Source organism: Citrobacter sp. MNAZ 1397, from assembly GCF_023613995.1.
Lineage (GTDB): Bacteria > Pseudomonadota > Gammaproteobacteria > Enterobacterales > Enterobacteriaceae > Phytobacter > Phytobacter ursingii.
Genome location: NZ_JAKIVH010000003.1, coordinates 113,600 through 138,173 on the forward strand (window position 1 = coordinate 113,600; position 24,574 = coordinate 138,173).

Consider the following 24,574-nt stretch of genomic DNA (forward strand, 5'->3'; position numbering starts at 1 on the left):
ATGTTTTTACCCAAGAGGGCTGGGGTGAGGAACCACGTGAAATTCTCCTCACCCTAACCCTCTCCCCAAAGGGAGAGGAAAGGGGCTTGCCCGAATGCGCTTCTCTTTATTCGGGCTATGCGTCTGCGTTTCGCCAGCCGGATAAGGCGGAGCCGCATCCGGGGCCAGGGTTACGCTTTCAGCAACGCCAGTACTTCTTCAACGCTGTTGGTATTTGCCAGACGCTCGATAACGGTTTCATCATCCAGTGCGTTGGTCAGGCTGGTAATCACCTGAATGTGCTCATTGTTACGAGCGGCAATACCGATAACCAGACGGGCAATATCATCCTCTTCTTCACCGAAACGGACGCCTTGCGGGTACTGGCAGAATACTACGCCGGTTTTCAGCACGCGATCTTTCGCTTCAACGGTGCCGTGCGGTACGGCGATGGACTCACCCAGGTAAGTCGGGGTCAGTTTTTCGCGTTCCAGCATCGCCTCAACGTATTCCGGCTGAACATAACCGCCTTTTACCAGTTGCTCACCGGCAAAACGGATAGCTTCTTCTTTGTTGCTTGCAGTACGGCCCAGGAACACGTTTTCTGCACCCAGCTTGAACAGGTTGCTGTCGCCAGCGTCAAAGCTATCCTGCAAGCTGGTCTGAACCTTTACGCTGTTGTCCACGTGGCGCTGTGCGGCAACCAGGCGTTCAGTCAGATTGGTATACAGGCCGCTGTCCAGGAAGTTGGTCAGCGAAATGTGCTGTGCCTGAGGAGCCTGACGCATAGCGCGCTCGGTCAGGTCACGGTGCGTAATCACCAGGTCAACATCAGACGGCAGGCTATTGATAGCGCTGTTGGTCACAGAGATGTTGGTCAGACCGGCATCCTGGACTTTCTTACGCAGCACACCGGCACCCATTGCGCTGGAGCCCATACCGGCATCACACGCAACGATGATTTTACGAACGTGGCTCAGGTCGTTAGTCACGTCGCCAGCAGCCAGCGGGGTAGCGCCTTTAGACTGTGCTTTCATGTCCTGTACACGACGGGTAGCCGCTTCGATATCTTCCTCTTCTTCTTTAACTTTGCTGGTTTTCAGCAGGATAGATGCGATAACGAAGGAGACGAGCAGCGCCGCGAAAATAGCCACGAGGTTCGCGAAGTAAGTTCCTTTCGGCGTCATTGCCAGCACGGCCAGGATAGAACCCGGAGAAGCCGGAGAGACCAGACCGCCGTTCAGCACGCTCAGCGTGAACACGCCAGTCATACCGCCGAGGATTACAGCCAGCAGCAGACGTGGGTTCATCAGCACATACGGGAAGTAAATTTCGTGGATACCGCCCAGGAAGTGGATGATAGCTGCGCCGCCAGCAGACTGACGAGCACTACCACGACCGAAGAACATGTACGCCAGCAGCACGCCCATCCCCGGACCCGGGTTTGCTTCGATCAGGAAGAAGATAGACTTGCCGAGATCATGAGACTGCTGAATACCCAGCGGTGAGAAGATACCGTGGTTGATGGCGTTATTGAGGAACAGGATTTTCGCCGGTTCAACAAAGATGGACGCCAGCGGCAGCATGTCGTGCGCCACCATGAAGTTAACGCCAGCAGCCAGGCCTTTAGACAGGACTTCAACCGCAGGGCCGATACCTTTAAACGCCAGCAGCGCCAGGATCATACCGATGATGCCAGCGGAGAAGTTATTCACCAGCATTTCGAAACCGGATTTGATCTTACCGTCTACCGCGGCGTCGAATTTCTTGATGCACAGGCCGCCCAGAGGACCGGCAACCATTGCACCCAGGAACATCGGCATATCCGCACCAACGATAACACCCATGGTGGTGATTGCACCCACCACGCCACCACGATCGCCACCCACCAGACGACCACCGGTGAAACCGATCAGCAGCGGCAGCAGGAAAGTAATCATTGGGCCGACGAGTTTCGCCAGCGTTTCGTTTGGTAACCATCCTGTAGGAATAAACAATGCGGTAATAATACCCCACGCGATAAACGCGCCGATATTTGGCATTACCATGTTGCTGAGGAAGCGACCAAAGCTTTGCACTCTGATCTTGATATCGGATGACATAAAACACCCCTTCTTATGTTTGCTATCTCACAGGCCGGAAGCCCGAGGTTTTGTTGTTAACGTGGCGGCAGAGGTAGCCGGACCCATGATCTGTGCTGCGAAATCTCGCACCGAATTGATGAACTGTCCAGATAGCGCCAATTTGTGTGATTAAGATCACGTTAATGCAGGGGGTATACCATCCAATGAAGTGATCTTGGTCACAAAAAGAATGTGTAAAAAAAGAACAAAGGCTAAAAATTAACCGCCAACCGCCTGTTAATGTGATGTTAATCACAATTGTTGGCTGTGAGTTTGTTTCTTGTTTGTGATCTAAATCACAAGATATTTTCGCCAGGAGTTTTCCGAGTGTGATCCCTCGCAAACTGTGGTTTTTCCGGTCCCCTGCCTCTGTAATTCCCTTTCATTTTTCACGCTGTTTCGAAAGCAAGACGCAATGCAATAGAGTCAGAGCAGTTTTCACATTTATGAAATGGTCTGCGCGCGCTTTGGTCTGGTAGTACATACTTAATGTTTTGTTGGCGAAGCGGAGAAAGCAATGAAACTTATCGGCAGCTATACCAGCCCTTTTGTACGAAAAATATCGGTCATCCTGCTGGAGAAGGGCATCACCTTCGAGTTTGTGAATGAACAGCCTTACAACGCGATTAACGGTGTGGCGCATTACAATCCGTTGGGAAAAGTACCGGCCCTGGTAACCGATGAGGGTGAAGTGTGGTACGACTCGCCGATCATTGCCGAATATATCGACCTGTTGGGCATCGCTCCGGCTATGCTGCCTGCCGATCCTAAAGCCGCGCTGAAAATTCGTCAGATTGAAGCACTGGCGGACGGGATCATGGATGCGGCGCTGGTTTCCGTACGCGAGCAGGCACGTCCGGTTGCTCAGCAATCAGAAACGGAACTCTTACGCCAGCGCGAAAAAATCAATCGGGGCCTCGATACCCTGGAAAGCTATATCAACGAAGGGGCATTGCGCATTGATGAGATGAACCTTGCCACTATTGCCATTGCCTGCGCCATTAGCTATCTCAATTTTCGCCGTGTCTCGCCCGGCTGGTGTGTTGATCGACCGCAATTGGTCAAAATGGTGGAAAATCTCTTTCAGCGTGAAAGCTTTGCGCGCACAGAACCACCAAAGGATTGACGCCCGTTCTGTCAGGCTGAATCAAGTCGCTGTACAATCCCTCCATGTCGAATCCCTCTCCTGTCGGGAGGGGGCCACTCTCAGCCAGGCCATTTCATGACAACGGAAAATCACTCGCTTTACAGCCAGATCCCCTCAACCGATCGCCTGTTACGTGATGAGGCGTTCACTCTGTTACTCACCGAATTTGGGCACAACCGTGTGGCGCAGACGCTGCGCCAGTTGCAGGATGAAGCCCGTGATGGCATCCGCCAGCGTCAGGCATTGCCCGTCTGGTGTAATGACTGGGCACAGGCAACGTATCAGCGCTTGTTAGATGAAAATGCCAGCGCGCTGCGTCCGGTCATCAACCTGACAGGCACCGTGCTGCACACCAATCTGGGGCGGGCATTGCAGGCGGAAGCGGCGATAGAGGCGGTCGCACAGGCGATGCGTTCTCCCGTAACGCTGGAGTATTCGCTGGATGATGCCGGACGCGGGCATCGCGATCAGGCGTTGGCCGATATCCTGTGTCGCCTGACAGGCGCGGAGGATGCCTGCATCGTCAATAACAATGCCGCGGCGGTGCTTCTGATGCTGGCGGCTACGGGCAGCGGCAAAGAAGTGGTGGTCTCCCGTGGTGAGCTGGTGGAAATCGGCGGCGCGTTTCGTATTCCGGATGTCATGCGCCAGGCGGGCTGTTTTCTGCATGAAGTCGGCACCACCAATCGCACGCATGTTAAAGATTATCGCGAGGCGGTGAATGACAATACCGCGTTGTTGATGAAGGTGCACACCAGCAACTATCACATTGAAGGCTTTACCAAAACGGTAGACGAAACTGAGCTGGTGGCGCTGGGTGATGAGCTGAATGTCCCGGTGATTGCGGATTTGGGTAGCGGCTCGCTGGTGGATTTACGTCTCTATGGTTTGCCAAAAGAGCCCATGCCGCAGGAACTGATTGCGGCCGGAGTGAGCCTGGTGAGTTTTTCCGGCGATAAACTGCTTGGCGGTCCGCAGGCTGGCATTATCGTAGGAAAAAAAGCGCTGATTGAAAAGTTGCAGCGCCACCCGCTCAAGCGGGCGTTACGGGCAGATAAAATGACCCTGGCGGCACTGGAAGCGACGCTACGTCTGTATCTGCACCCGGAAAAGTTGCGGGACAATTTACCGACCCTGCGTTTACTCACCCGCAATCCGGGCGAGATTCGCCAGCAAGCGTTGCGGCTTGCCGGGGTGCTGGCCGACCATTACGATGCGTTTGACCTGAGTGTAGAGGATTGTTTCTCGCAAATCGGCAGTGGTTCCCTGCCGGTGGACAGGCTACCCAGCGCCGCGCTGACCTTTACCCCGCGTGACGGCAGCGGGCGTCGTCTGGAAGCGCTCGCGGCAACATGGCGTAACCTGCCAGAGCCGGTGTTGGGGCGGATCGCTGATGGCCGCTTATGGCTCGATTTACGCTGTCTTGAGAATGAACCCCGATTTCTGGAGATGTTGTTGAAATGATTATTGCCACCGCCGGGCATGTCGACCACGGCAAAACGACATTATTGCAGGCGATTACCGGCGTGAACGCTGACCGTTTGCCGGAAGAGAAAGCGCGCGGTATGACCATCGATCTTGGCTATGCCTACTGGCCGCAGCCGGATGGCCGCGTGCCGGGCTTCATTGATGTGCCGGGACACGAGAAATTTCTGTCCAATATGCTGGCAGGCGTAGGCGGTATTGACCATGCGCTGCTGGTGGTGGCCTGTGATGATGGGGTGATGGCGCAGACCCGCGAGCATCTGGCTATTTTGCAACTGACCGGCAACCCGGCGCTGACCGTCGCGCTGACCAAAGCCGACAGAGTGGATGCGGCGCGTATTGATGCGGTACGGCAGGACGTGCTGGCGACGTTAAATGACTTTGGCTGGGAAGAAGCGGCGCTCTTTGTGACGGCGGCAACCGAAGCGCGCGGCATTGACGAACTGCGCGCGCATCTGCTGCAACTGCCTGCGCGCGCGCATCCGCAGCATCAACGTTTTCGTCTGGCGCTCGACCGGGCGTTTACGGTGAAAGGGGCGGGGCTGGTGGTCACCGGAACCGCGCTGTCGGGGGAAGTGCGCGTGGGCGATACGCTATGGTTGACCGGGGTAAATAAGCCGATGCGTGTTCGTGGTCTGCATGCGCAGAATCAACAGGCCGACAGGGCGCATGCCGGGCAACGCATTGCCCTGAATATCGCCGGCGATGCGGAAAAAGACGATGTGACCCGTGGGGACTGGCTGCTTTCCGTCACGCCACCCGAACCTTCGGAGCGTGTCATTGTGGCGCTGCAAACCCATACGCCGTTGACGCAGTGGCAACCGTTGCATATTCACCATGCCGCGAGCCATATCACCGGGCGCGTATCGCTGCTGGATAACAACCTGGCGGAGCTGGTGCTCGATACGCCGTTATGGCTGGCAGATAACGACAGGCTGGTGCTGCGCGACATTTCCGCGCGTGAAACGCTGGCGGGCGCCCGCGTGGTAGCGTTGCGCCCACCGCGTCGCGGCAAGCGCAAACCGGAGTATCAGCAGTGGATTGGCGCGCTGGCGGCCACGGAAAGCGATGCGCAGGCGCTGGCCGTGCATCTTCAGCGTGGGGCGGTGAACCTTCCGGCATTTGCCTGGGCGCGGCAGTTGAGCGAGGCCGGGCTTGAGGCATTGCTGAAAGAACCGGGCTTTATCCGTGCGGGAGATAATCTGCTCAGTGCGCCCGTGGCCGCAGGCTGGCAGCGTAAATTGCTTGCGACGCTTGCGCAGTATCACGATCAGCATGCGGATGAACCCGGACCTGGCCGCGAGCGTTTACGCCGTATGGCGCTGCCGATGGAAGATGAAGCGCTGGTGCTGACGCTGATTGAACAGATGCGCGCCAGCGGTGAGATCCACAGTCATCACGGCTGGCTGCATCTGCCGGATCACAAAGCGGGCTTTACCGATGAACAGGCCGCCATCTGGCAACGTGCCGAGCCGCTGTTTGGTGATGAACCCTGGTGGGTACGTGATCTAGCGCGCGAAACGGGCGCGGATGAGCAGGTGATGCGCAGTGTGTTGCGCCAGGCGGCACAACAAGGGCTGATAACGGCGATCGTCAAAGATCGTTATTACCGCAACGATCGGATTGTCGCGTTCGCCAGTATGATCCGCGACCGCGATCCGATTCACGGTTCTACCAGCGCGGCAGATTTCCGCGACACCCTCAACGTCGGGCGCAAGCTCGCTATTCAGATTCTGGAGTACTTTGACCGCATCGGTTTCACCCGCCGTCGCGGCAATGACCACATTTTGCGCGATAAAGCGTTGTTTACGAAATAGCCTGGTTCCCCGGTGGCGCTGCGCTTACCGGGGCTACGTGGTGTAGCCCGGATAAGGCGTTTGCGCCGCCATCCGGGAGCAGCAGCAGAGCACAAAACCCGCCACCGCCTTAACCTTACTGGCTGTTTTTGCGCACCTCTTCCCAGACGACATCCCTTCCCGATGACCGACATTGTTCTCTGCGCTAGTGTGATCCTTGTGCCAGCATTCGTGTGTATAGTGTGTATAATCAAAAGCGGGAGTAAGGATTGTGGCCAGCGCAGAGGTGATGGTTACCTTGAGAAAGTAGGGATGGGTCCATATCCGAACAAAGGGAAGCCACCACCAGTTCAGCCATCCCCAACGAACTGGGCTGGTGACGGTTCCCCATCCACGAAAAGACATAAAACCAGGTACGCTGGCGCAAATCTGGCGTCAGGCGGGTATTAAACCATAACGCAGGAGCCAGACATGTTTTATCCGGCCTACATTCATGCTGATGCCGACGGCAGTGCCAGCGGTTTTTTCCCGGATGTTCCCGGGTGCTATTTTGCGGGTGACACGCTGAATGACGCATTTCGGGATGCACAAAGTGCATTGATGGCCCATTTTGAGACGCTCTGTGAAATGGGGGAGGCGTTACCCGGCGCGCGTGGGGTGGAACATCATCTTGAGGCGCAGCCTGACGATTTCACCGACGGGCAGTGGCTGCTGGTGGACATCAACATGAACCAGTTTGATGGTCGCGCTGAGCGCATAAATATTACGCTGCCCCGCCGGTTACTGACTAAAATTGATACGTTTGTTCGCGACCATCCCCAGTTCAGTAATCGAAGCGCCTTCTTAGCCGAAGCGGCGCGTAGGGCATTAACGCGCGAGCAAATATGACCCGTTGCCCGTAGTCTGCTAGCATAGCGGCCTGCAACTACTCAGAGATAACACCGTGACCGCCTTTTCAACCTTAAATGCTTTGCCCGCTGAACTCCTCGCCAACCTTGATGAGCTGGGTTATCACTCCATGACCCCGGTCCAGGCGGCGGCATTGCCGGCGATCCTTGAAGGCAAAGACGTGCGCGTACAGGCGCAGACCGGCAGCGGCAAAACCGCCGCATTTGGCTTAGGCTTGCTGCAGCACATTGATGCCAGCCAGTTTGTGACCCAATCTCTGGTACTTTGCCCGACGCGCGAGCTGGCCGATCAGGTCGCCAAAGAGCTTCGTCGTCTGGCGCGTTATCTGCCCAATATTAAGATTCTGACTTTATGCGGCGGCGTGCCGTTTGGCGCACAGCGCGATTCGCTCCAGCATGCGCCGCATATCATCGTCGCCACGCCGGGCCGTCTGCTTGATCATCTGGAAAAAGCCACCGTCAGCCTGGACGCTCTGAAAACGCTGGTGCTGGACGAAGCCGATCGCATGCTTGATATGGGCTTTAGCGACGCCATTGACGCCATTCTGCGCCACGCGCCGGAACGTCGTCAGACGCTGCTGTTTTCCGCCACCTGGCCTGCGGCGATTGCGGCAATCAGCACCCGCTTCCAGCGCGACCCGCAGACCATCGAAATCGACGCGGTCGACGCCTTACCGGCGGTGGAACAGCACTTCTATGAAGTCTCGCGCCGGGAAAAAATTCCGTTGCTGTTGAGTTTGTTAAGCAAACATCAGCCGGCCTCCTGCGTGGTGTTCTGTAACACTAAAAAAGATTGCCAGGAAGTGTGCGATGCCCTGAATGAACGTAACCAGAGCGCGCTGGCGCTGCATGGCGATATGGAACAACGCGACCGCGACCAGACGCTGGTGCGCTTTGCCAACGGCAGCAGCCGTGTGCTGGTGGCTACCGACGTCGCCGCGCGCGGGCTGGACATCAAAGCGCTGGAAATGGTGATCAACTACGAACTCTCCTGGGACCCGGAAGTGCACGTACACCGTATTGGCCGTACCGCGCGTGCCGGGCAGAGCGGCATGGCGTTGAGTCTGTGCGCACCTGAAGAAGCCCAGCGTGCGGCGATTCTCGGTGAGATGCTGGCGATTTCGCTCGACTGGCAATCCCCGGTTATCAGCAACAACATCAAGCCGCTGGAAGCCGATATGGCGACGCTGTGTATTGATGGCGGGAAGAAAGCCAAAATGCGCCCGGGCGATATTCTGGGCGCCCTGACCGGTGATATTGGGCTGGATGGCGCAGATATCGGCAAGATCGATATGCACCCGATGCATGCCTATGTTGCGGTGCGTCAGTCCGTAGCAAAACAGGCCTGGAAGCAGCTCCAGCAAGGCAAAATCAAAGGCAAAGCCTGCCGGGTGCGTCTGCTTAAATAAAACCCGGCATCCCCGGTAGCGGGGCGACAGCATGGCGGTAGCCCGGATAAGCACAGCGCATCCGGGACATCCAAACCCCTGTCGCTTCGCCTTACCTTTCCTCGTTAACCCAAATCCGCATCTCCCCTTCGCCACGGTTCGCCCAGGAGAACCACGGAATAAAGGTCAGCGTCTGCGCCTGGCGTTCGCCGGGCGTTTTGTCATACCGCCACAGCGCCTGTTGCCCCGCATCCGCCGCCGTTTGTTTATAGCCCTGTGCCTGAATCAGCATTTTATGGGCGAAAATCCCCTTGCCCTCAAAAACGGTGAATGCCGCCTGCGGTGAGAGCCACAGGTTATGCAGCTCTTCCCCATTGTCCGCCTGCTCCAGGCAGTAGACCAGCGGCCCGCGCTGAATCGCCACTTTGCCCGCCACATGGCGCAGCAGCGGATTGCCATACACCCGACGTACCGGCATTGGCAGGGTGAGCGTCAGGGTATCCCCCTCCTGCCAGCGACGCTGAATGTGCAAATAACCTTTGCGGATGTCTTTCACGACGTCCGTACCGTTCAGTGAAACCTGCGGATTATCGCACCAGTCCGGCAGACGCAGGGCCAGCGTGTGGTCAATCGCCTGCGGTGACTCAATGGTAAGGGTAACCTGCTCCTGCCACGGATAGTTACCGCTGATACGCAGCCGCAGCGCCTGGTCTCCCACCGGGATCTCCACGCTGTTACCAATGTAGAGATTGATATAGAGCGCATCCTCGCGCGGCGTGTAGAGATAATGGCCGAGCGAGGTGAGTACGCGGGCGATATTCGGCGGACAGCAGGCACAGCCAAACCAGCGCTGACGCACAGGTTTCACATGGTCATAGATATGATTGAATTTCAGCGATTTTGGGTGTACTTCCAGTGGGTTAACGTAGAAGAAATGCTTCCCATCCAGCGCCATCCCGCCGAGCACCGTATTGTAAAGCGCACGCTCCATCACGTCGGCGTACTGACTGTCGGCCTCCATCTCCAGCATTCGGCGGGCGAACATCATCAGCCCAATCGAGGCGCAGCTTTCGGCATACACCGTGTCGTTGGGCAGGTCGTAATCGCTGCTGAACGCCTCGCCGCTGCTCTGCGAGCCGATGCCGCCGGTGATATATAACTGGCGCTGCGCCATATTGTTCCACAGACGCAGGCAATCCTGACGCTTGCCTTCATCCTGGCTTAAGCGCGCCAGATGGGCCACACCGGTCATCAGGTAGACGAAGCGTACCGCGTGGCCGATGGCGGTCTGCTGTTCGGCCAGCGGCTGATGCGCCTGGCTGTAAGCTTTGTCTTTGACCATCCAGGCCGGGCCATAGGTGTTCCAGTAAGAGGTTTTGCCGCGCTTTTCATACTCAGCATCGTAAAAATGCGGCCGGGTGCCGCGCTGTTCGACAAAGTAGTTCACCAACGCCATATAGCGCGGCTCCTGCGTCACTTCGTACAGGCGCATCAACGCCAGCTCGATTTCCGGGTGGCCGGGGTAGCCGTGCAACTGCTGTTCGCCGGGTCCAAACACCGTATCGATATGATCTGCCAGGCGGCAGACGACATCGAGCAGGCGGCGCTTGCCGGTACCCTGGAAGTACGCCACGCCCGCTTCAATCATGTGCCCGGCGCAATAGAGCTCATGGCATTCGGCCAGGTTAGTCCAGCGATCCTGCGGTGCTTTGACCGTGAAATAGGTATTGAGGTAGCCGTCGTCACATTGGGCCGCGGCGACCAGTTCGATCACCTCATCGGCGGTCTTCTCCAGTTCCGCATCCGGCTTCTGGCAGAGCGACCATGCCACCGCTTCCAGCCATTTGGCAACGTCGCTGTCCTGAAAGACCATGCCGTAAAACTCGCCCTCCTGCAGCCCGGCGGCGATACGAAAGTTTTCAATCGCATGGCTGGGGTCGGCTTCGGCGATACGGTCATTCAGCGCGTCCCACTGGTAGGGAATGACAACCTCGCGCACCAGTTGTTGGTACTGGCCGAGAAACGCATCGCTGACTTTCAGTTTGTGCAGATCGACTTCCATTACAGACTCCTTAAGACTGAACATGACGCTGGCGCAGATCGGTAGCAATACGCGCCATCATGGGATTGTTGAGCTTGCAGACGCGGATGGTGAACGCCAGCAGCAAATGGAACAGGGCGGGCAGCAGTGTCTCCATTGCAGTGATGCCTTGTAACGAGGCCGGGGTCTGATTTCCTGCGCCTGGCTGGTAGGCGACGAAAATAAACACCAGGCTGATGATGACGGCGCTGGAGGCCCACGCGAGCTTGATGCAGAAGAGGTTAAAGGCGAAGTTCATGCCGGATGAACGCACGCCGGTCTTCCACTCGCCGTAATCATCGGCGAAAGCCATCAGTGAGAAGTGCAGCGGCAGGGTAAAGCCGAGGATGACGCCGTTGCCCAGAATCACCGCCAGCCACAGGGTTTGCCAGGCCGGCCCGGTGGGCAGGAACCACATCATTACTGACAGCGTGGCCAGCACCAGGTTGGTGGAGTAATAGAGTTTCACCGTGTCCAGTCGCTTCGATAGCGGGTTCACCAACACCGAGCCGAGAATCGAGGCAAAGGTCACCATGGTGAAAAACAGCGAGGTATAACCAGTGCTGCCCTGCAGTACATAGGTGATAAAGTACATGTAGCCGCCGCCGCGAATATTGAACACATTGATCAGCAGGAATGACATCAGCAGCATCAGTAACAACTGGTCGTTTTTGCGCAGCCCCGCCATATGTTCACGCAGGGTGAATTTGCCCATCGTTGACAGCGGCACCCGTTCGCGCACCCAGAAGAAACAACACAGGAACATCACCACGGCAATCGCGCACAGTACGCCGACACCGAGTTGGTAACCCTGCGCGGCATTGCCTTTACCCAGCGTGGAGACCAGCCACGGCAAGCCGACAGAGACCAGAAAGCCCGCCACGCCGCACAGCACAAAACGCCAGGACTGGCAGGAAATCACTTCGCTGTGACGCGTGGTCATCGTATTGATAAGCGCGCAATAGGGCACGTTGATGGCGGTATAACCGACGGAAAGTAAAAGATAAGTGCCAAACGCCCAGGCAATTTTCACGTTCATACTGGCATCGGGTACGGTGAAGGTCAGTACGCCGATAATGCCGACAGGCAGGGCAATCCACAGTTGCCAGGGGCGAAAGCGACCCCAGCGGCTTTGGGTGCGGTCGGCAATGATCCCCATTACCGGATCAGAGATGGCGTCAAAAACACGTAAGGCCATAAACAGCGTACCGACCAGCGCCGGGGTTAAGCCAAAAATATCGGTATAAAAAAAGGTCAGAAAATTCATGATTAAGCAGGTTATTACCGTTCCGCCTGCATCGCCCAACCCATAGCCTATTTTTTCACGTACGGATAATTTATCGTCCAGCGCCTTTTGCGCTGAATCGGTATTGGAAATTAATGTTGAAGTCATGGAAAACGCCTCACGGATATTCCAAAAGTAACCCGCTTATTTGCAGATTTTGTTTTGTAGTTTGCAAAGTACGTTATTTATTTTGCATTGAATTCACCACACAACAAGGGAAGGGAAAAGTACAAAAAGGTGACGATTCCGACCTGATGCGTAAAGTGTGATTTTGATCCGGAACAAGGCTTATATTTCGTTAATAATCAAAAACAAAATGCAGTGTTATTGTTCATATGTAGCGAGAATTGACATATTTATGCTTCAATTATCCATAACATTTCCGCTCCGTGTACAAAATGGCGGCTTATTTATCTCTCGCGGTGTGGGGAGCCATCCATCACGTACACTGCATTCCTGGGAGGTGATTTTCGTCGAAAAGGGGACATTAGCGATCCGCGAAGAAGATAAACTCTTTACGGTTAATGCCGGCGAAACGCTTTTACTCTGGCCGCAGCGACGACACGTTGGTGTAGGGGAATTTCCGGCAGATCTTAAATTTTACTGGCTGCATTTTGAATTAACGGCGGCGGCGGAAAAAACAGGACAAAACAGTGTGCTTATGTTGCCACAACATACTGCATTAAATGATCCGCAATATATGACAGCGTTATTTCGCCAGTTTTTACATGAGCAGGAAAATGTCCATCGCAGCGTGGCGATGGAATGTATTTTACTGCTGATTTTGCAACAAATATCGGCCTCGGCGCAAAGTGAGCGCGCCGTGGATAATCCGGGAATGGCGCTCGCCTGGAAAGCCCGGCAGATGATTGGCACGCAGTTTCATCTGCCGATTTCAGCCTCGACGCTGGCGAAGGAGCTGCACTGTAACGCCGACTACCTGGGCCGGGTGTACCGGCGCGCTTTTCGCCTGACGTTGACCGAAGCCATTCATCGCCAGCGGGTGCGGGCGGCCGAAAAATTGCTGATCAGCGATTCGTTGTCGTTAAAAGAGGTGGCGGGGCAGTGCGGGTTCCACGATGTGGGCTATTTCCGGCAGGTATTTCGCAAGCATACCGGACTGACGCCCGCCGCCTGGAAGCGGCGGTATTGCAAGGAGCATATTAATTCGGGGTGAGTGTGCGGAACCGTGTGGTCTGATGCCCTCACCCCGGCCCTCTCCCACGGGGAGAGGGAGAAAACCCGTCCTCCTCGTCTTTTAGATAGAGGGAGAAAACGTAATATCGCGCTCAATGGGTTCCCTCTCCCGTGGGGAGAGGGAGAAAATCCGTCCTCCTCGTCTTTTAGAGAGAGGGAGAAAACGTAATATCGCGCTCAATGAGTTCCCTCTCCCGTGGGGAGAGGGTTAGGGTGAGGGGCCCAGACCGCAGAGGACTACTGCCCGTAATAGGCATTCGCCCCGTGCTTACGCAGATAGTGTTTATCCAGCAGTTCAGACTGCATATCCGGCAGCTGTGGTGCCAGTTGGCGGGAGAACAGACCCATATAGGCGCACTCTTCCAGCACCACCGCATTATGCACCGCGTCATGCGCGTTTTTGCCCCATGCAAACGGACCGTGGGAGTGCACCAGCACGGCCGGAACCTGCATTGGGTTCAGGTCGCGCGCTTCAAACGTCTTGATGATCACTTCCCCGGTTTCGTACTCATACTCGCCGTTGATTTCCTCGGTCGTCATCAGGCGCGTGCACGGAATGGTGCCGTAGAAGTAGTCCGCGTGCGTCGTGCCCCAGGCAGGCAGATCCAGCCCCGCCTGCGACCAGATCGTCGCGTGGCGGGAGTGGGTATGCACAATGCCGCCAATTTCCGGGAAGCGACGATACAGCGCCAGGTGCGTTGGCGTATCAGAAGAGGGCTTTTTGCTGCCGTCCACGATCTTGCCGCTGGCGATATCCACCACCACCATGTCGTCGGCTTTCATCACCTCGTACTCCACGCCCGAGGGTTTAATCACCATCAGTTTGCGGCTTTCATCGACTGCGCTGACATTACCCCAGGTAAAGGTGACAAGCCCGTGGGCGGGTAGCGCCAGATTGGCCGCCAGCACCTCGGCTTTCAGTTGCTCTAACATATGAATCCTCCTTCCTGCATACGGGCTTCAATCCAGCGACGGGCCTGGATGATCTCCAGCACCGGCTCTTTGGCTTTTTCGGTCCACATCTCAATCAGAAATGCGCCGCGATAATTCAGGCTCTGCAATGTGCTGAATACGTTGACGAAATCCACACAGCCTTCGCCAAACGGCACGTCGCGGAACTGGCCGGGGCTGGTTTCGGTGACGGGTTGCGTGTCTTTCAGGTGGATGGCAGCGATACGGTCGATGCCGAGCGCCAGCTCTGCCGGTACGTCGTTACCCCACGCGCTGAGGTTGCCCACGTCCGGATAGACGGTGAACCACGGCGAGGCGAGCATCTCGTCCCATTTTTTCCATTTGGTAATGGAGTTCATAAACGCGGTGTCCATGATCTCCACCGCCAGCATCACCTGCGCCCCTGCCGCCTGCTCAACGGCCCATGCCAGCCCTTCGGCGAAACGCTGCTGAGTGCCTGCGTCATGCTCTTCGTAATAGACGTCGTAACCCGCAAGCTGAATAGTGCGGATACCTAAATCGCGCGCCAGTTTGATGGCTTTGCTCATGATGTCGCGGGCGCGTTCACGCACGGCTTCATCGCGGCTGCCGAACGGGAAACGGCGATGGGCGGAAAGACACATCGACGGAATCGATACATTGGTTTCCAGCATCGCTTCCACTAACGAGGCGCGCTGGGCGGTGGTCCATTCGAGTCGCGAGAGTCGCTCGTCGGTTTCGTCGACGGACATTTCCACGAAGTCGAATCCGCAGCTTTTAGCCAGAACCAGACGCTCCGGCCAGGATAAGTCTTTCGGTAACGCTTTTTCATAAATACCTAACGGATGGTTGCGCATGGTTACGCTCCCCAGATGTCGCGAATGCGTGCGTGGAATTCTTCGGCGACCTGCTGCGGATTCGCCGCGCCAGACAGCGCGCGTCCGGCAATGAACGCCTTCACATTGATCTCTTTGAACAACGGCAAATCGGCAGGGGTGATGCCGCCGGTGATGGAAAGTTCCAGACCGATGTCGGACAGCGCTTTCATGCGCGCCAGGTCCGCTTCGCCCCACTGCTGGCCGCTCGCCTGGGCGTCACGACCACGGTGGTAAATCGCCTGACGCACGCCGGTGTTGTACCAGTCGCGGGCATCATCGAAAGTCCAGTTACCAAACAGCTCAATCTGAATTTCTCCCCCGCGTGCGGCGGCGACGGCATGGCCTTTTTCGATGGTGGCGAGCGGGGCAGCGCAGATGATGGTCATCCAGTTTGCACCCGCTTCCAGCGCTTGCCGGGCAAGCGTTTCACCGGCATCGGCCACTTTCCAGTCGGCAACGATGGTTTTCTCCGGGCACTGGGCGCGTAAAGCACGCACGGCGTGCAGCCCTTCGCTGAGGCAGAGAATGGTGCCCGCTTCCACGATGTCGACGTGGTCTTTTAACAACGCCACGTCACGCTGGGCGGCGGCAAGGTCGGTGTGGTCGAGCGCCAGTTGCAGTAATGGTCGGCTCATAAAGAGTGCTCCTTAATACGGGCGTGAAAGCCCTGAAGTGCTTCAATTAAAATTTGGTAACGGTGATATTTGCGCTGGTAAGCGGCATGAGCGTTCATGTCCGGCGTCAGGGTGTGCATCGCGTAATTAAGCGTCTGCTGGGCATCGCTAAAGTTCTGATAGATGCCGGTGCCGACCAGCGCGGCGATGGCTGCGCCAAAACAGCCGGTCTCTTCCACCTGGGGGAGTTCAACGGGCAGGCCGCTGACATCCGCCAGCATCTGCATCCACACCCTGGAATGGGCGGGGCCGCCGGTGACACGCAGGGCGCGCACGTCGGTAAAACGCTCACGCATGCGGTTGAGGTGCGTCATATGGCTGAACACCACCCCTTCGTAGACCGCCTGTAATAAATGCGCGCGGGTGTGCAGCGCCTGCATGCCATAAAAGCCGCTCGTCATGTCGAGCCCGGCGTTGCTGCCATACAGGAAAGGTAAGAAGAAGACGTCACTACCCGCTTTCGGCAGGCTGTCGACGAGTTGGTTGATCTCGTCAAAGCTGATGTCGCCCCACTGGGTGGTTAGCCATTCCAGATTGCCGGAAGAGGTGGGGCTGGCTTCGTGCACAATGTACTGGCCGTCATTGACATAGCGGCCATACACATAAGGGTGTGCTTCGTTGTCGCGCAGCCCTTTGGCGATACCGCTGGTCACCGCCCAGGTGCCCATCACGGCATTGAGCGTGTATTCGTCTTCCAGACCGGCGCAAATCGCGGTGGAAACCACATCAAACAGACCGCCCACAACGGGAGTTCCCGCTGCGAGACCGGTAATGGCGGCTGCCTGAGCGGTGATTTCCCCGCTGATCTCGGCTGAACCCACAATCGGCGGCAACGCGGGGTCTATCTCGCTAATGCCCAGCCATTGCGTCAGGCAGGGGTCATACTGCCCGGTGGTCATATGGTAGAGATTCGATTCGGAAATATTGCTCTCTTCGCACCCTTTCACGCCGGTCAAACACCAGCGCAGGTAATCGTGGCCCATCATCACGCAACCGATCTGTGCGTAACGTTGCGGCTCGTTTTCTTTTACCCAGCGCAGCAGCGAGGCCGGGTGCCCGGTCCACAGGGTCTGGCGCGTTAACGGGTAGAGTTTTTGCGGAATGCCATCCTGCTGCCAGCGCTTGACGATTTCCATGGCGCGGCGGTCGGAAGAGAGGATCGCGCTACCCAGAGGCTGGTCATTTTTATCGAGCAAAAATAATCCTTTGCCCTGAGCGGAAATGCCCACGCCCTGAATGTTTTCACCGCCAACGCCGGTCCGTTGCAACAGGCGGGAGATGGTCGCTGCACAGTGCTGCCACAGTTCCGCCATGTCACGCTCCGCCCAGCCGGGTTGCGGGCTGAGGGTGCGCACGGACTGGCGCTCAATGGCAAATTCTTTACCCTGGCTGTTATACAGTCCTGCTTTCAGATAAGTACCGCCACAATCGATACCCAGCCAGAAGGTCTCTTTTTCACTCATCTTTTTATCCTGGTGTACGCCCTCTCCGCGTGGGAGAGGGCAGGGGTGAGGGCATCAGACCGCACCGGGTTTACTCCCTCTCCCTGTGGGAGAGGGCAGGGTGAGGGCATCAGGCCGCACCGGGTTTACTCCCTCTCCCTGTGGGAGAGGGCAGGGGTGAGGGCATCAGGCCGCACCGGGTTTACTCCCTCTCCCTGTGGGAGAGGGCAGGGTGAGGGCATCAGGCCGCACGTTTGGTCGCATTAACCGCACCCACAGACGACGCTTTGGCGTCACACTTCGCAGGCAGCAGCAGCGCCATCAGCGCGGCAATCGCCAGAGACACCGCCAGGCAGTAGACGCCCGCATCTTTGCTGTACATGGTGATCAGTACCCCCACGGCATACGGACCGCAGAAGCCGCCCAGGTTGCCCAGGGCGTTAATCACGCCGCGTGCGCCGCCGGCCATTTCCGCGCTGAACAGACGTGCAGGAATGGTCCAGAACACCCCGGCTGCGGATTGCAGGAAGAAGCCGCAGCCGACCAGGGCGGCATATGACAGCCAGATGCTCTCTTTCAGGGTGACGGAGAGGAACATGCAGGTGGCGAAGCCAATCAGCGGCAGGGAGACGAACAGTTTGCGTTTACCGGTACGGTCGGACAGAGAAGAGAACAGGAACATCCCGGCGATTGCGCCGACATAAGGCAGAATGGCAAGCATCCCAACCTGGCCCATGCTGGTGTGGGTCAACTCTTTGAGGATGGTAGGCAGCCACAGGGTATAGCCATAAATCCCGGTCTGATAGAAGAAGTTCAGCGCAATTAACTGCCACATGGTGCGGTCAGATAACACCGCGCCCAGCGAGGCATTGACCACGGTTTTACCCGCAATCGCCCGCTGCTCGGCGGCCAGGGTTTCCACCAGATATTTCTTCTCGGCCTCAGAAATCCAGCGCGCTTCCTGCGGACGGTCATAAACGGTCAGCGCCCACAGCACCAGTACGACCAGTGACAGCAGACCTTCGATGATGAACAGCCAGCGCCAGTCGAGTGCGGTAATAATCCAGCCGGAGAGCGGAGCGGTGATGATCCCGGCAATCGGCACGAACATAATGACGATGGCATTTGCACGACCACGTTCAGCATCCGGGAACCAGTTGCTGATCATGGTGAGCACCACAGGCAGCATGCCGCCTTCCGCCACACCGAGCAGGAAACGCAGTGCCAGCAATTGATATTGGTTGGTGACAATGCCGGTCAGGACAGAGATGACCGCCCAGGCGACCAGTGACCAGCCGATGAATTTTTTCCCGCTGCCGTGTACGGCGATTTTCCCGCCCGGTACCTGCAAAAAAAGGTAACCAAGGAAGAAAATACCGCCAGCCAGACCGGCCATAGTGGCGGAAATACCTAATTCTTTATCCATACCGCCAGGCATGGCAAAGGCGATATTCACGCGGTCCATATAGGAAATAATACACGCGATAAGAATAGGGGGAATAATTCTTAACCAACGTTGGCGCGGAATATCCACAGATGTAGCGTAAGAGGAAGTGTTCATATTAATCTCTCGTTAAAAGTAACTGGCCTTGCGATTAAAGTGACGCTTTATATTTATTGTCTGGATTTGTTTAACGCGTGAATGCCATCGCGTAATATGGCTATGCGATGATTCGCATCAGCATTAGCATCAATTTCCAGTAACTTAATACCGGCAAACTGTAATTTTGCTGTGTCAGCCACATTAAATAATTCTTTAGCACTTTCTACCGTGAGCAGGCTTTCCGGGCAGAAAGGGGCGAAAGGCGTGTGCAGGTCAGTCCATTCACCATACGGCCCTTCGGTGGCGGTGCCGGAGAACATCAGCGCCCCCAGTTTGCCTGCGGCTTTCACCACCTGAGTATGTTCCAGCGGCAGGGCGGTGTTACGCCCTTCAATCGCAGAACGCGCCCAGTTAATGCACACATCAATGTTGTAACCGGCGAGGGTTTCCAGCACGTTTTCCAGCGGCAGAAAACCTTTGCGCGGGGCGGGTTTGTTCATGGCATCGCAGTGTTCCAGTACGAGCGAGCATGACCAGTCCCAGCTGGCGATTTCTTTGATGGAGCGGGCAAACGCCTCGGTTGCCTGCGCCACATCAGCGTTACCGCCCAACGGTGCAGCCTGCAGCTCCAGCGAAATCACCTTGTTGGCGAAACGCTGGTTTACTGCATTGATTTTATTCAGCAAATGACGATGGAACTCGACGCATGCCCGACGTTGCTCTTCATCGCTGGAGGCCAGGCCGAAGGCCAGATTGCCGCCGCTGCGACGACGCATGGTCTCCGGGATGGCAGTGACCACAATCTGCCACTCGCCCGGCGTGTGCCGGAACAACCACTCATCGCCGTAGGCATGCAGATTCTCATGGCACGGCTGTTCCAGGCCGCGAATGTGCGGCGTATCCGCGAGTAAACGCCAGAATTCCTTCTCTTCCTGTTCGCTTTTTTGGTGAAACGAAGGCGCACAGGGGTATGCGCCGATAATATAACCGGCGTCATTCGTTTTCATGTTTCGCTCCTCTTATTTATCGGGTATCGATAAATAAACAACGGATTAATTCAGTGCGGAAACCGCAACTTTAACGACTATTTTTCTGATCGCTGTTTCTCTGTGTTTATTACAGGCAGGACGATGGACATCCTGCGGGAAAAATATGGCGTAATTACCCGGCACCATTTCAATCAGTGATTCATTTTCACTGTCGTGGTAGAAAATAATATCGCGCTGCTCAAGCAGTTCTTCGCTCACCACGTTATTGCCAGTATCAATGGCGACACCAATTTGTTCTTCGCCGGAATATAAATATTGAATATCCAGATAACGGCGATGCACTTCCGGGCGCAGCTCATCGTGAGGGCGAGTGGTCAAATCGAGGATCTGCGCGTAAATGGTGCGCCCCTCAATTTCCACCACGCCCGGCTCCAGCTTGCTGAAATCCGTGGTACGCAGGAACGCCAGCGCCTTTTCAATCGCTGCTGGATACCGGCAAGCGTTGGGTTGAGAAATATGTCCATAAATCATGATGATAATCCTTACAGCGACTTGATTTTCGCCCACACGCTGTCGTCAACGGTGATACCGTTGCGGCGGTTTTCTTCCAGCAGACGCGTAAATTCATGGCCCGGCAGACGCACAGGGACATTTTCATCGGCACGTTCGGCGGTCGTGATGTAGTCCATGATGCGTTGCAGCTTGGCATCGCGGGTGGCGCCATCGATCAGTTTGTCCACTTCAATGGCGATAAAGACCTGCGAAATGTTGAACTCGTCGCTGTTGTCTTCGGTGACGGCGGCCACAGAGGAGCCATCGGACAGCAGGGTGGCGATCATATCCAGCACTATGGAGAGGCCCGAGCCTTTCCAGTAACCCATTGGCAGAATGCGGCGGTTTTTCTCAATCGGCGCCGGGTCTTTAGTCAGCTTGCCTTCGTCGTCAAAGCCCCCCTCAACCGGCAGCTGGCGGCCCGCCAGGCGGTTCACTTCCAGCATGCCGTAGGAGAACATCGACATGGACATATCCACCATGGTGATCGGCGTGGACGGAATGGCAACGATCAGCGGGTTGGTCCCGATACGGCACTCTTTCGCACCCCACGGCGGCATAACGGCGATGGAGTTGGTCCAGCAAATGCCGATATAGCCTTTCTCCGCTGCCTGCCAGCCGTAGCTGCCGCCGCGCATCCAGTGGTTAGCGTTACGTACCGCCACCAGGCCGATACCGTGGTCGGAGGCCAGTTCAATCGCGCGGTCCATCATCTTTTTCGCGGTCAGGTTGCCGATGGAACGCTGGGCATCCCACTGTTCAATCGCCCCCAGCGACGTGATGCGTTTTGGCAGCGCATCCGGGATGATGTCGCCGTTTTCCAGTTGCTGGATAAAGCGCGGGAAACGGTTTACGCCGTGTGAATAGACCCCTGACTCGGTGGTGCGGGCAAACATCTCCGCACAGGCATCGGCGGTTTCTGCCGCCACGCCGCGCGCCAGCAGGACACGGTTAAACTCATTTTTAAGGTCAGAAAAACTCAATAACATACGCTTTCTCCATCACATCTTCGTTTTGCATAATGGAATGTCATTCCACTAAACTATGTTGGGTTGTAAAAACGCGCCGGCAGGGCCGGTGCGTTTCGGTATTAATCCTGTTTATCCCTGAATACGGGAGGGGGCGATGGTCACCCGGTAAAGCGATGTGGTCGCGGTAATAAACAGCGTATTTCCGTCAGGCCCGCCAAACGTGCAATTAGAGACGCGCTCAGGGACGGGGATCGTTTCCAGCAACGTCCCCTGCGGCGAGAAAATCAAAACGCCGGTCTCGCAACTGCAGAAAATATTCCCCGCCGGGTCAACGCAAAAGCCGTCCGGAATACCCGGCGCGACCTGGGTGACCACGTGAGAAAATACCGCGCTTTCGCCGTCGAGACGGTAAGCGCGAATTTCCCGGCGACCCTGCGTGGGGAAATCGATAATCGACATATCCGCCACATACAGCCATTTATCATCCGGCGAGAAGGCCAGCCCGTTGGGGCGCTGGGTATCGCTGATGACGATCGTCGCCCGGTTGCCTGCCTCATCAAAACGGTAGACGTAGCAGCCGATCACCTGGCTTGCCGCGCGATAGCCCTCTTCGTCGCCGACGATGCCGTAGGGCGGGTCGGTGAACCAAATCGACCCGTCCTGGCGCACTGCGATATCGTTAGGCGAGTTGAAGCGCAGTCCGTCGATTTTATCCACCAGCAGGGTGTGATTGCCCTGCTTATCCGTCCGGCTGATACCGCGTCGACCGTGTTCGCAGGTCAACAAACGCCCTTCATTATCCAGCGCGTTGCCGTTGGCAAAGTGGGATTCGGCGCGAAACACGCTGACGCCGCTTTGCGCATTCCAGCGGTACATCTTGTTGCCCTTCACATCGCTGAAAATCACGCTCTGCTGTTCTGCCAGCCAGACCGGGCCTTCCGCCCAGATGGCCGGAGAACAGAGGCGTTCAAAACTGCCCGCGACGGCTAACATCTCACTTCACTCCCCAGATAGCTTTGTAGTGATCGCGATACTGATTGCCGGGGTCGAATTCGTTGTTCTGACCGCCATCGGCGCTGATGTTCTCTTTGGTGACCAGGTGCGCCGGGGTGACGTAGCCAGACGGTTGTTTGCCGGCGAAGGCACGGTTGAATTCATCCAGTAACTGCCAGCCGTGCAGTTTCAGCGGCTCCGGCACGGTCGCGACTTGTGCCTTGCCGTCGCGTACGCGCTGGTAGGCGGTGACGGAACCATCGCCTGCCGAGATGTTGTATGGCGGTTTGCCATCCGTGCCTTTACCCGCGGTTTGCAGGGCCGGGGCCATAAAATCAAAATACAGGTCGTTGATAGCCAGTGAGTATTCGAACTTATCGCCATATTTTTGCATCAGGCTGTAGGTCATGCCCGGCATGCGGTTAGAGGTGTCGGCAAGCGGAGTATCGATAAATTCCACTACCTGGCAGCCGCTGCACTGCTCAATCACTTTCTTCATCGCGTTGGCTTTATCCAGGGCGATTTGGTAGAGCGAGTCGGTGAAAATCAGCACCTTAGCGGTGCCGTTGGATTTCGCGACAGCGTAGAGCGCCGCCATGCGTGACACTTCGTTAGAGTCCGAGGTCACGTTGTAGAAAATGTTGTAGGCCGGCACCGGGCCCGGTGTCGGAACGGCGTGCCATGCGGTCAGCACGATGCCCTCTTTCACCGCTTTTTTCAGCGGGATTTTGGCGACGTTTGGGTTCCAGCCACCAATCACAATACCGTCCGGTTTGCGGGCAATTGCCTGGTTCAGCGCCGCCAGTTGGTCTTTCACCGAACCCGCGCCATCCAGCACGTCGAGTTGCCAGCCCGCGATTTTCGCCGCTTCTTCCAGCCCCTCTTTCACCCCCAGCACGCCGCCGTTTTTCATGTCTGACGCGATGAAGATAATCTTTTTGTTCGGCTGTAACGCCGGGCCCTGCGTTGGGCCATCCCACACGGTGACAGGCGCGGTCGCTTTGGCAATGGCTGCCTGTGCCTGCTGAACATAGCTGTCATCGGCCAGGGCGAAACCGCTTGCCATCATCAACCCGGCAGCCAGACAGCATTGAACTATTTTGTTATACATTTTCAGTTCCTTACGCGAGAGTCATTGGGTAACAGAGGAGCCCGGTGCGGTCGTTTGAGCACGCTGCACCAGTTTTTTATTTAATGCCCGGCGGCGCTGTGCATAACCGGCCAGGGTAATCGACAACAGGAGCGTCGCACCGTTAAACAGCGGCTCGACCCAGAATGCGCCGCCGAACTGCTGAATCCCGGCGATACCAATCGCCAGTACCGCAATCCCGACCACTGTGCCCCAAACGTTCACGCGCCCCGGACGAATAGTGGTACTGCCAAGGAACGCCCCCACAAGGGCAGGCAGAAGATAGTCCATACCGACGCTGGCCTGGCCGACGCCCTGCTCGGCGGCAATGATCACCCCGGTAAACCCGGTTAAGGTGCTGGAGGCGATAAACGCGCCGATGGTGTAACGGTTAACGGCGATCCCGTTGAGCGCCGCCGCGACCGGGTTACCGCCCACTGCGTACATACAGCGACCAATCGGGGTGTGTTCGGTGATGATCCACAGCACCACGGCGGCAAACAGGACATAAAAAGCCACCACCGGAATGCCAAACAGGTCTGAGTGGTGTAGGGCAATAAAGGCGTCCGGTAAATCGCCGACAATCTGCCGTCCGCCGGAGTGCCAGAGTGCGATGGCGTAGAGCACGGTGCCGGAACCGAGCGTGGCCACGAAGCTATCGATGTCGGCGAGCGCCACCAGAATGCCGTTCAGCAGGCCATACAACGCGGAGAGCACCAGCACGATCGCCACGGCTACCGGCCAGGAAAAGCCATATTCCACCTGCAACGTGATGGCGAGGATGTGCCAGAGCACGATGCCAAAGCCGACGTTAAGGTCGATTTTCCCGACGATCATCGGGATAGTTGCCGCCAGCGCCAGCAGAGCTATTTTCGATTTACTGTCGAGAATGGCCTGTAAGGTCAGCAGTGAAGCGAATGAAGGTGTCGTCAGCGAAAAAACGATAACCAGCACCACACAGATCACGGGCAGACCGTAACGGGTGGTTAATTGTCCAAGCCAGGCGGCGGCGCCATGTTCATGAAGTGATACGCGTGATTCCAGGGCCGTCGATTTCATTGATGTTTTAGCCATAACTAACGCAC

Annotated in this window: 21 protein-coding genes; 7 read left to right on the forward strand and 14 right to left on the reverse strand. The window is 56.6% G+C overall.

Translation table 11 applies throughout. From position 1 onward, the window contains the following. Nucleotides 1–170: 170 nt before the first annotated feature. Nucleotides 171–2,081 carry a PTS mannitol transporter subunit IICBA gene (locus L2097_RS17800; protein WP_047372619.1) on the reverse strand — a complete coding sequence of 637 codons (1,911 nt, stop codon included), beginning with the start codon at nucleotides 2,079–2,081 and terminating at the stop codon, nucleotides 171–173. Nucleotides 2,082–2,619: 538 nt separating this feature from the next. Between L2097_RS17800 and L2097_RS17805 the strand changes: the two genes are divergently transcribed. The 6 genes from L2097_RS17805 (at nucleotide 2,620) to dbpA (ending at nucleotide 8,847) form a co-directional block, all read left to right on the forward strand. Continuing rightward, on the forward strand, nucleotides 2,620–3,228 hold the full coding sequence (locus tag L2097_RS17805) for a glutathione S-transferase (protein WP_250353407.1): 609 nt from the start codon (nucleotides 2,620–2,622) through the stop codon (nucleotides 3,226–3,228). 96 nt (nucleotides 3,229–3,324) lie between these two features. Next, nucleotides 3,325–4,713, forward strand: coding sequence for an L-seryl-tRNA(Sec) selenium transferase (selA, locus tag L2097_RS17810; protein WP_085005069.1), 1,389 nt, complete (start codon nucleotides 3,325–3,327; stop codon nucleotides 4,711–4,713). Further along, nucleotides 4,710–6,551, forward strand: a complete 1,842-nt coding sequence (gene selB / locus L2097_RS17815) for a selenocysteine-specific translation elongation factor (RefSeq protein ID WP_229220253.1) — start codon at nucleotides 4,710–4,712, stop codon at nucleotides 6,549–6,551. The genes selA and selB overlap by 4 nt, the downstream gene beginning before the upstream one ends. A 301-nt stretch (nucleotides 6,552–6,852) precedes the next feature. Beyond that, a complete protein-coding gene (locus tag L2097_RS17820) occupies nucleotides 6,853–6,987 on the forward strand; it encodes a type II toxin-antitoxin system HicA family toxin (RefSeq protein ID WP_250353520.1) in 135 nt (44 codons plus the stop codon). A 14-nt stretch (nucleotides 6,988–7,001) separates the two neighbouring features. After that, entirely contained in the window at nucleotides 7,002–7,418 is a 417-nt protein-coding gene (locus L2097_RS17825) for a type II toxin-antitoxin system HicB family antitoxin (protein WP_047372624.1), read from the forward strand. 55 nt (nucleotides 7,419–7,473) lie between these two features. After that, nucleotides 7,474–8,847 (forward strand): ATP-dependent RNA helicase DbpA, encoded by a 1,374-nt coding sequence (gene dbpA, locus L2097_RS17830; RefSeq protein ID WP_047372625.1) that lies wholly within the window; start codon nucleotides 7,474–7,476, stop codon nucleotides 8,845–8,847. 91 nt (nucleotides 8,848–8,938) lie between these two features. Here dbpA and L2097_RS17835 read toward each other — a convergent pair whose 3' ends face one another. Then, nucleotides 8,939–10,912, reverse strand: a complete 1,974-nt coding sequence (locus L2097_RS17835; protein WP_250353408.1) for a glycoside hydrolase family 127 protein — start codon at nucleotides 10,910–10,912, stop codon at nucleotides 8,939–8,941. Next, nucleotides 10,899–12,299 (reverse strand): MFS transporter, encoded by a 1,401-nt coding sequence (locus tag L2097_RS17840; RefSeq protein WP_250353409.1) that lies wholly within the window; start codon nucleotides 12,297–12,299, stop codon nucleotides 10,899–10,901. Before L2097_RS17840 ends, L2097_RS17835 begins: the two co-directional genes overlap by 14 nt. 250 nt (nucleotides 12,300–12,549) lie before the next feature. On the opposite strand from L2097_RS17840, the gene L2097_RS17845 reads away from it, so the two are divergent. Beyond that, a complete protein-coding gene (locus tag L2097_RS17845) occupies nucleotides 12,550–13,368 on the forward strand; it encodes an AraC family transcriptional regulator (protein WP_047372628.1) in 819 nt (272 codons plus the stop codon). Nucleotides 13,369–13,625: 257 nt separating this feature from the next. Here the strand turns inward: L2097_RS17845 and araD are convergent, their stop codons facing one another. From araD to L2097_RS17900, 11 genes are all read right to left on the reverse strand, one after another. After that, nucleotides 13,626–14,321 (reverse strand): L-ribulose-5-phosphate 4-epimerase, encoded by a 696-nt coding sequence (gene araD, locus L2097_RS17850; RefSeq protein ID WP_250353410.1) that lies wholly within the window; start codon nucleotides 14,319–14,321, stop codon nucleotides 13,626–13,628. Then, a complete protein-coding gene (locus L2097_RS17855) occupies nucleotides 14,315–15,175 on the reverse strand; it encodes an L-ribulose-5-phosphate 3-epimerase (protein WP_250353411.1) in 861 nt (286 codons plus the stop codon). Before L2097_RS17855 ends, araD begins: the two co-directional genes overlap by 7 nt. Before the next feature lie 2 nt (nucleotides 15,176–15,177). After that, entirely contained in the window at nucleotides 15,178–15,831 is a 654-nt protein-coding gene (ulaD, locus tag L2097_RS17860) for a 3-keto-L-gulonate-6-phosphate decarboxylase UlaD (RefSeq protein WP_250353412.1), read from the reverse strand. Further along, entirely contained in the window at nucleotides 15,828–17,333 is a 1,506-nt protein-coding gene (locus L2097_RS17865; RefSeq protein ID WP_250353413.1) for an FGGY-family carbohydrate kinase, read from the reverse strand. The genes ulaD and L2097_RS17865 overlap by 4 nt, the downstream gene beginning before the upstream one ends. Nucleotides 17,334–17,553: 220 nt before the next feature. Beyond that, nucleotides 17,554–18,873: an MFS transporter gene (locus L2097_RS17870; RefSeq protein ID WP_047372633.1), complete on the reverse strand. Its 1,320-nt coding sequence runs from the start codon at nucleotides 18,871–18,873 to the stop codon at nucleotides 17,554–17,556. A gap of 53 nt (nucleotides 18,874–18,926) precedes the next feature. Beyond that, a complete protein-coding gene (locus L2097_RS17875) occupies nucleotides 18,927–19,862 on the reverse strand; it encodes a DUF4862 family protein (protein ID WP_047372634.1) in 936 nt (311 codons plus the stop codon). A gap of 45 nt (nucleotides 19,863–19,907) precedes the next feature. Next, on the reverse strand, nucleotides 19,908–20,375 hold the full coding sequence (locus tag L2097_RS17880) for a NanQ anomerase/TabA/YiaL family protein (RefSeq protein WP_047372635.1): 468 nt from the start codon (nucleotides 20,373–20,375) through the stop codon (nucleotides 19,908–19,910). Between the two features lie 11 nt (nucleotides 20,376–20,386). Beyond that, nucleotides 20,387–21,385, reverse strand: a complete 999-nt coding sequence (gene yiaK, locus L2097_RS17885) for a 3-dehydro-L-gulonate 2-dehydrogenase (RefSeq protein WP_039080160.1) — start codon at nucleotides 21,383–21,385, stop codon at nucleotides 20,387–20,389. 111 nt (nucleotides 21,386–21,496) lie between these two features. Continuing rightward, nucleotides 21,497–22,360: an SMP-30/gluconolactonase/LRE family protein gene (locus L2097_RS17890; protein ID WP_047372636.1), complete on the reverse strand. Its 864-nt coding sequence runs from the start codon at nucleotides 22,358–22,360 to the stop codon at nucleotides 21,497–21,499. 1 nt (nucleotide 22,361) lies between these two features. Further along, the gene (locus tag L2097_RS17895; RefSeq protein WP_223883640.1) at nucleotides 22,362–23,429 is read right to left on the reverse strand and encodes an ABC transporter substrate-binding protein; all 1,068 of its coding nucleotides are present in this window, start codon (nucleotides 23,427–23,429) and stop codon (nucleotides 22,362–22,364) included. Nucleotides 23,430–23,492: 63 nt separating this feature from the next. Further along, complete coding sequence (locus tag L2097_RS17900) at nucleotides 23,493–24,563, reverse strand: ABC transporter permease (protein ID WP_047372638.1); 1,071 nt, start codon at nucleotides 24,561–24,563, stop codon at nucleotides 23,493–23,495. Nucleotides 24,564–24,574: the final 11 nt, after the last annotated feature.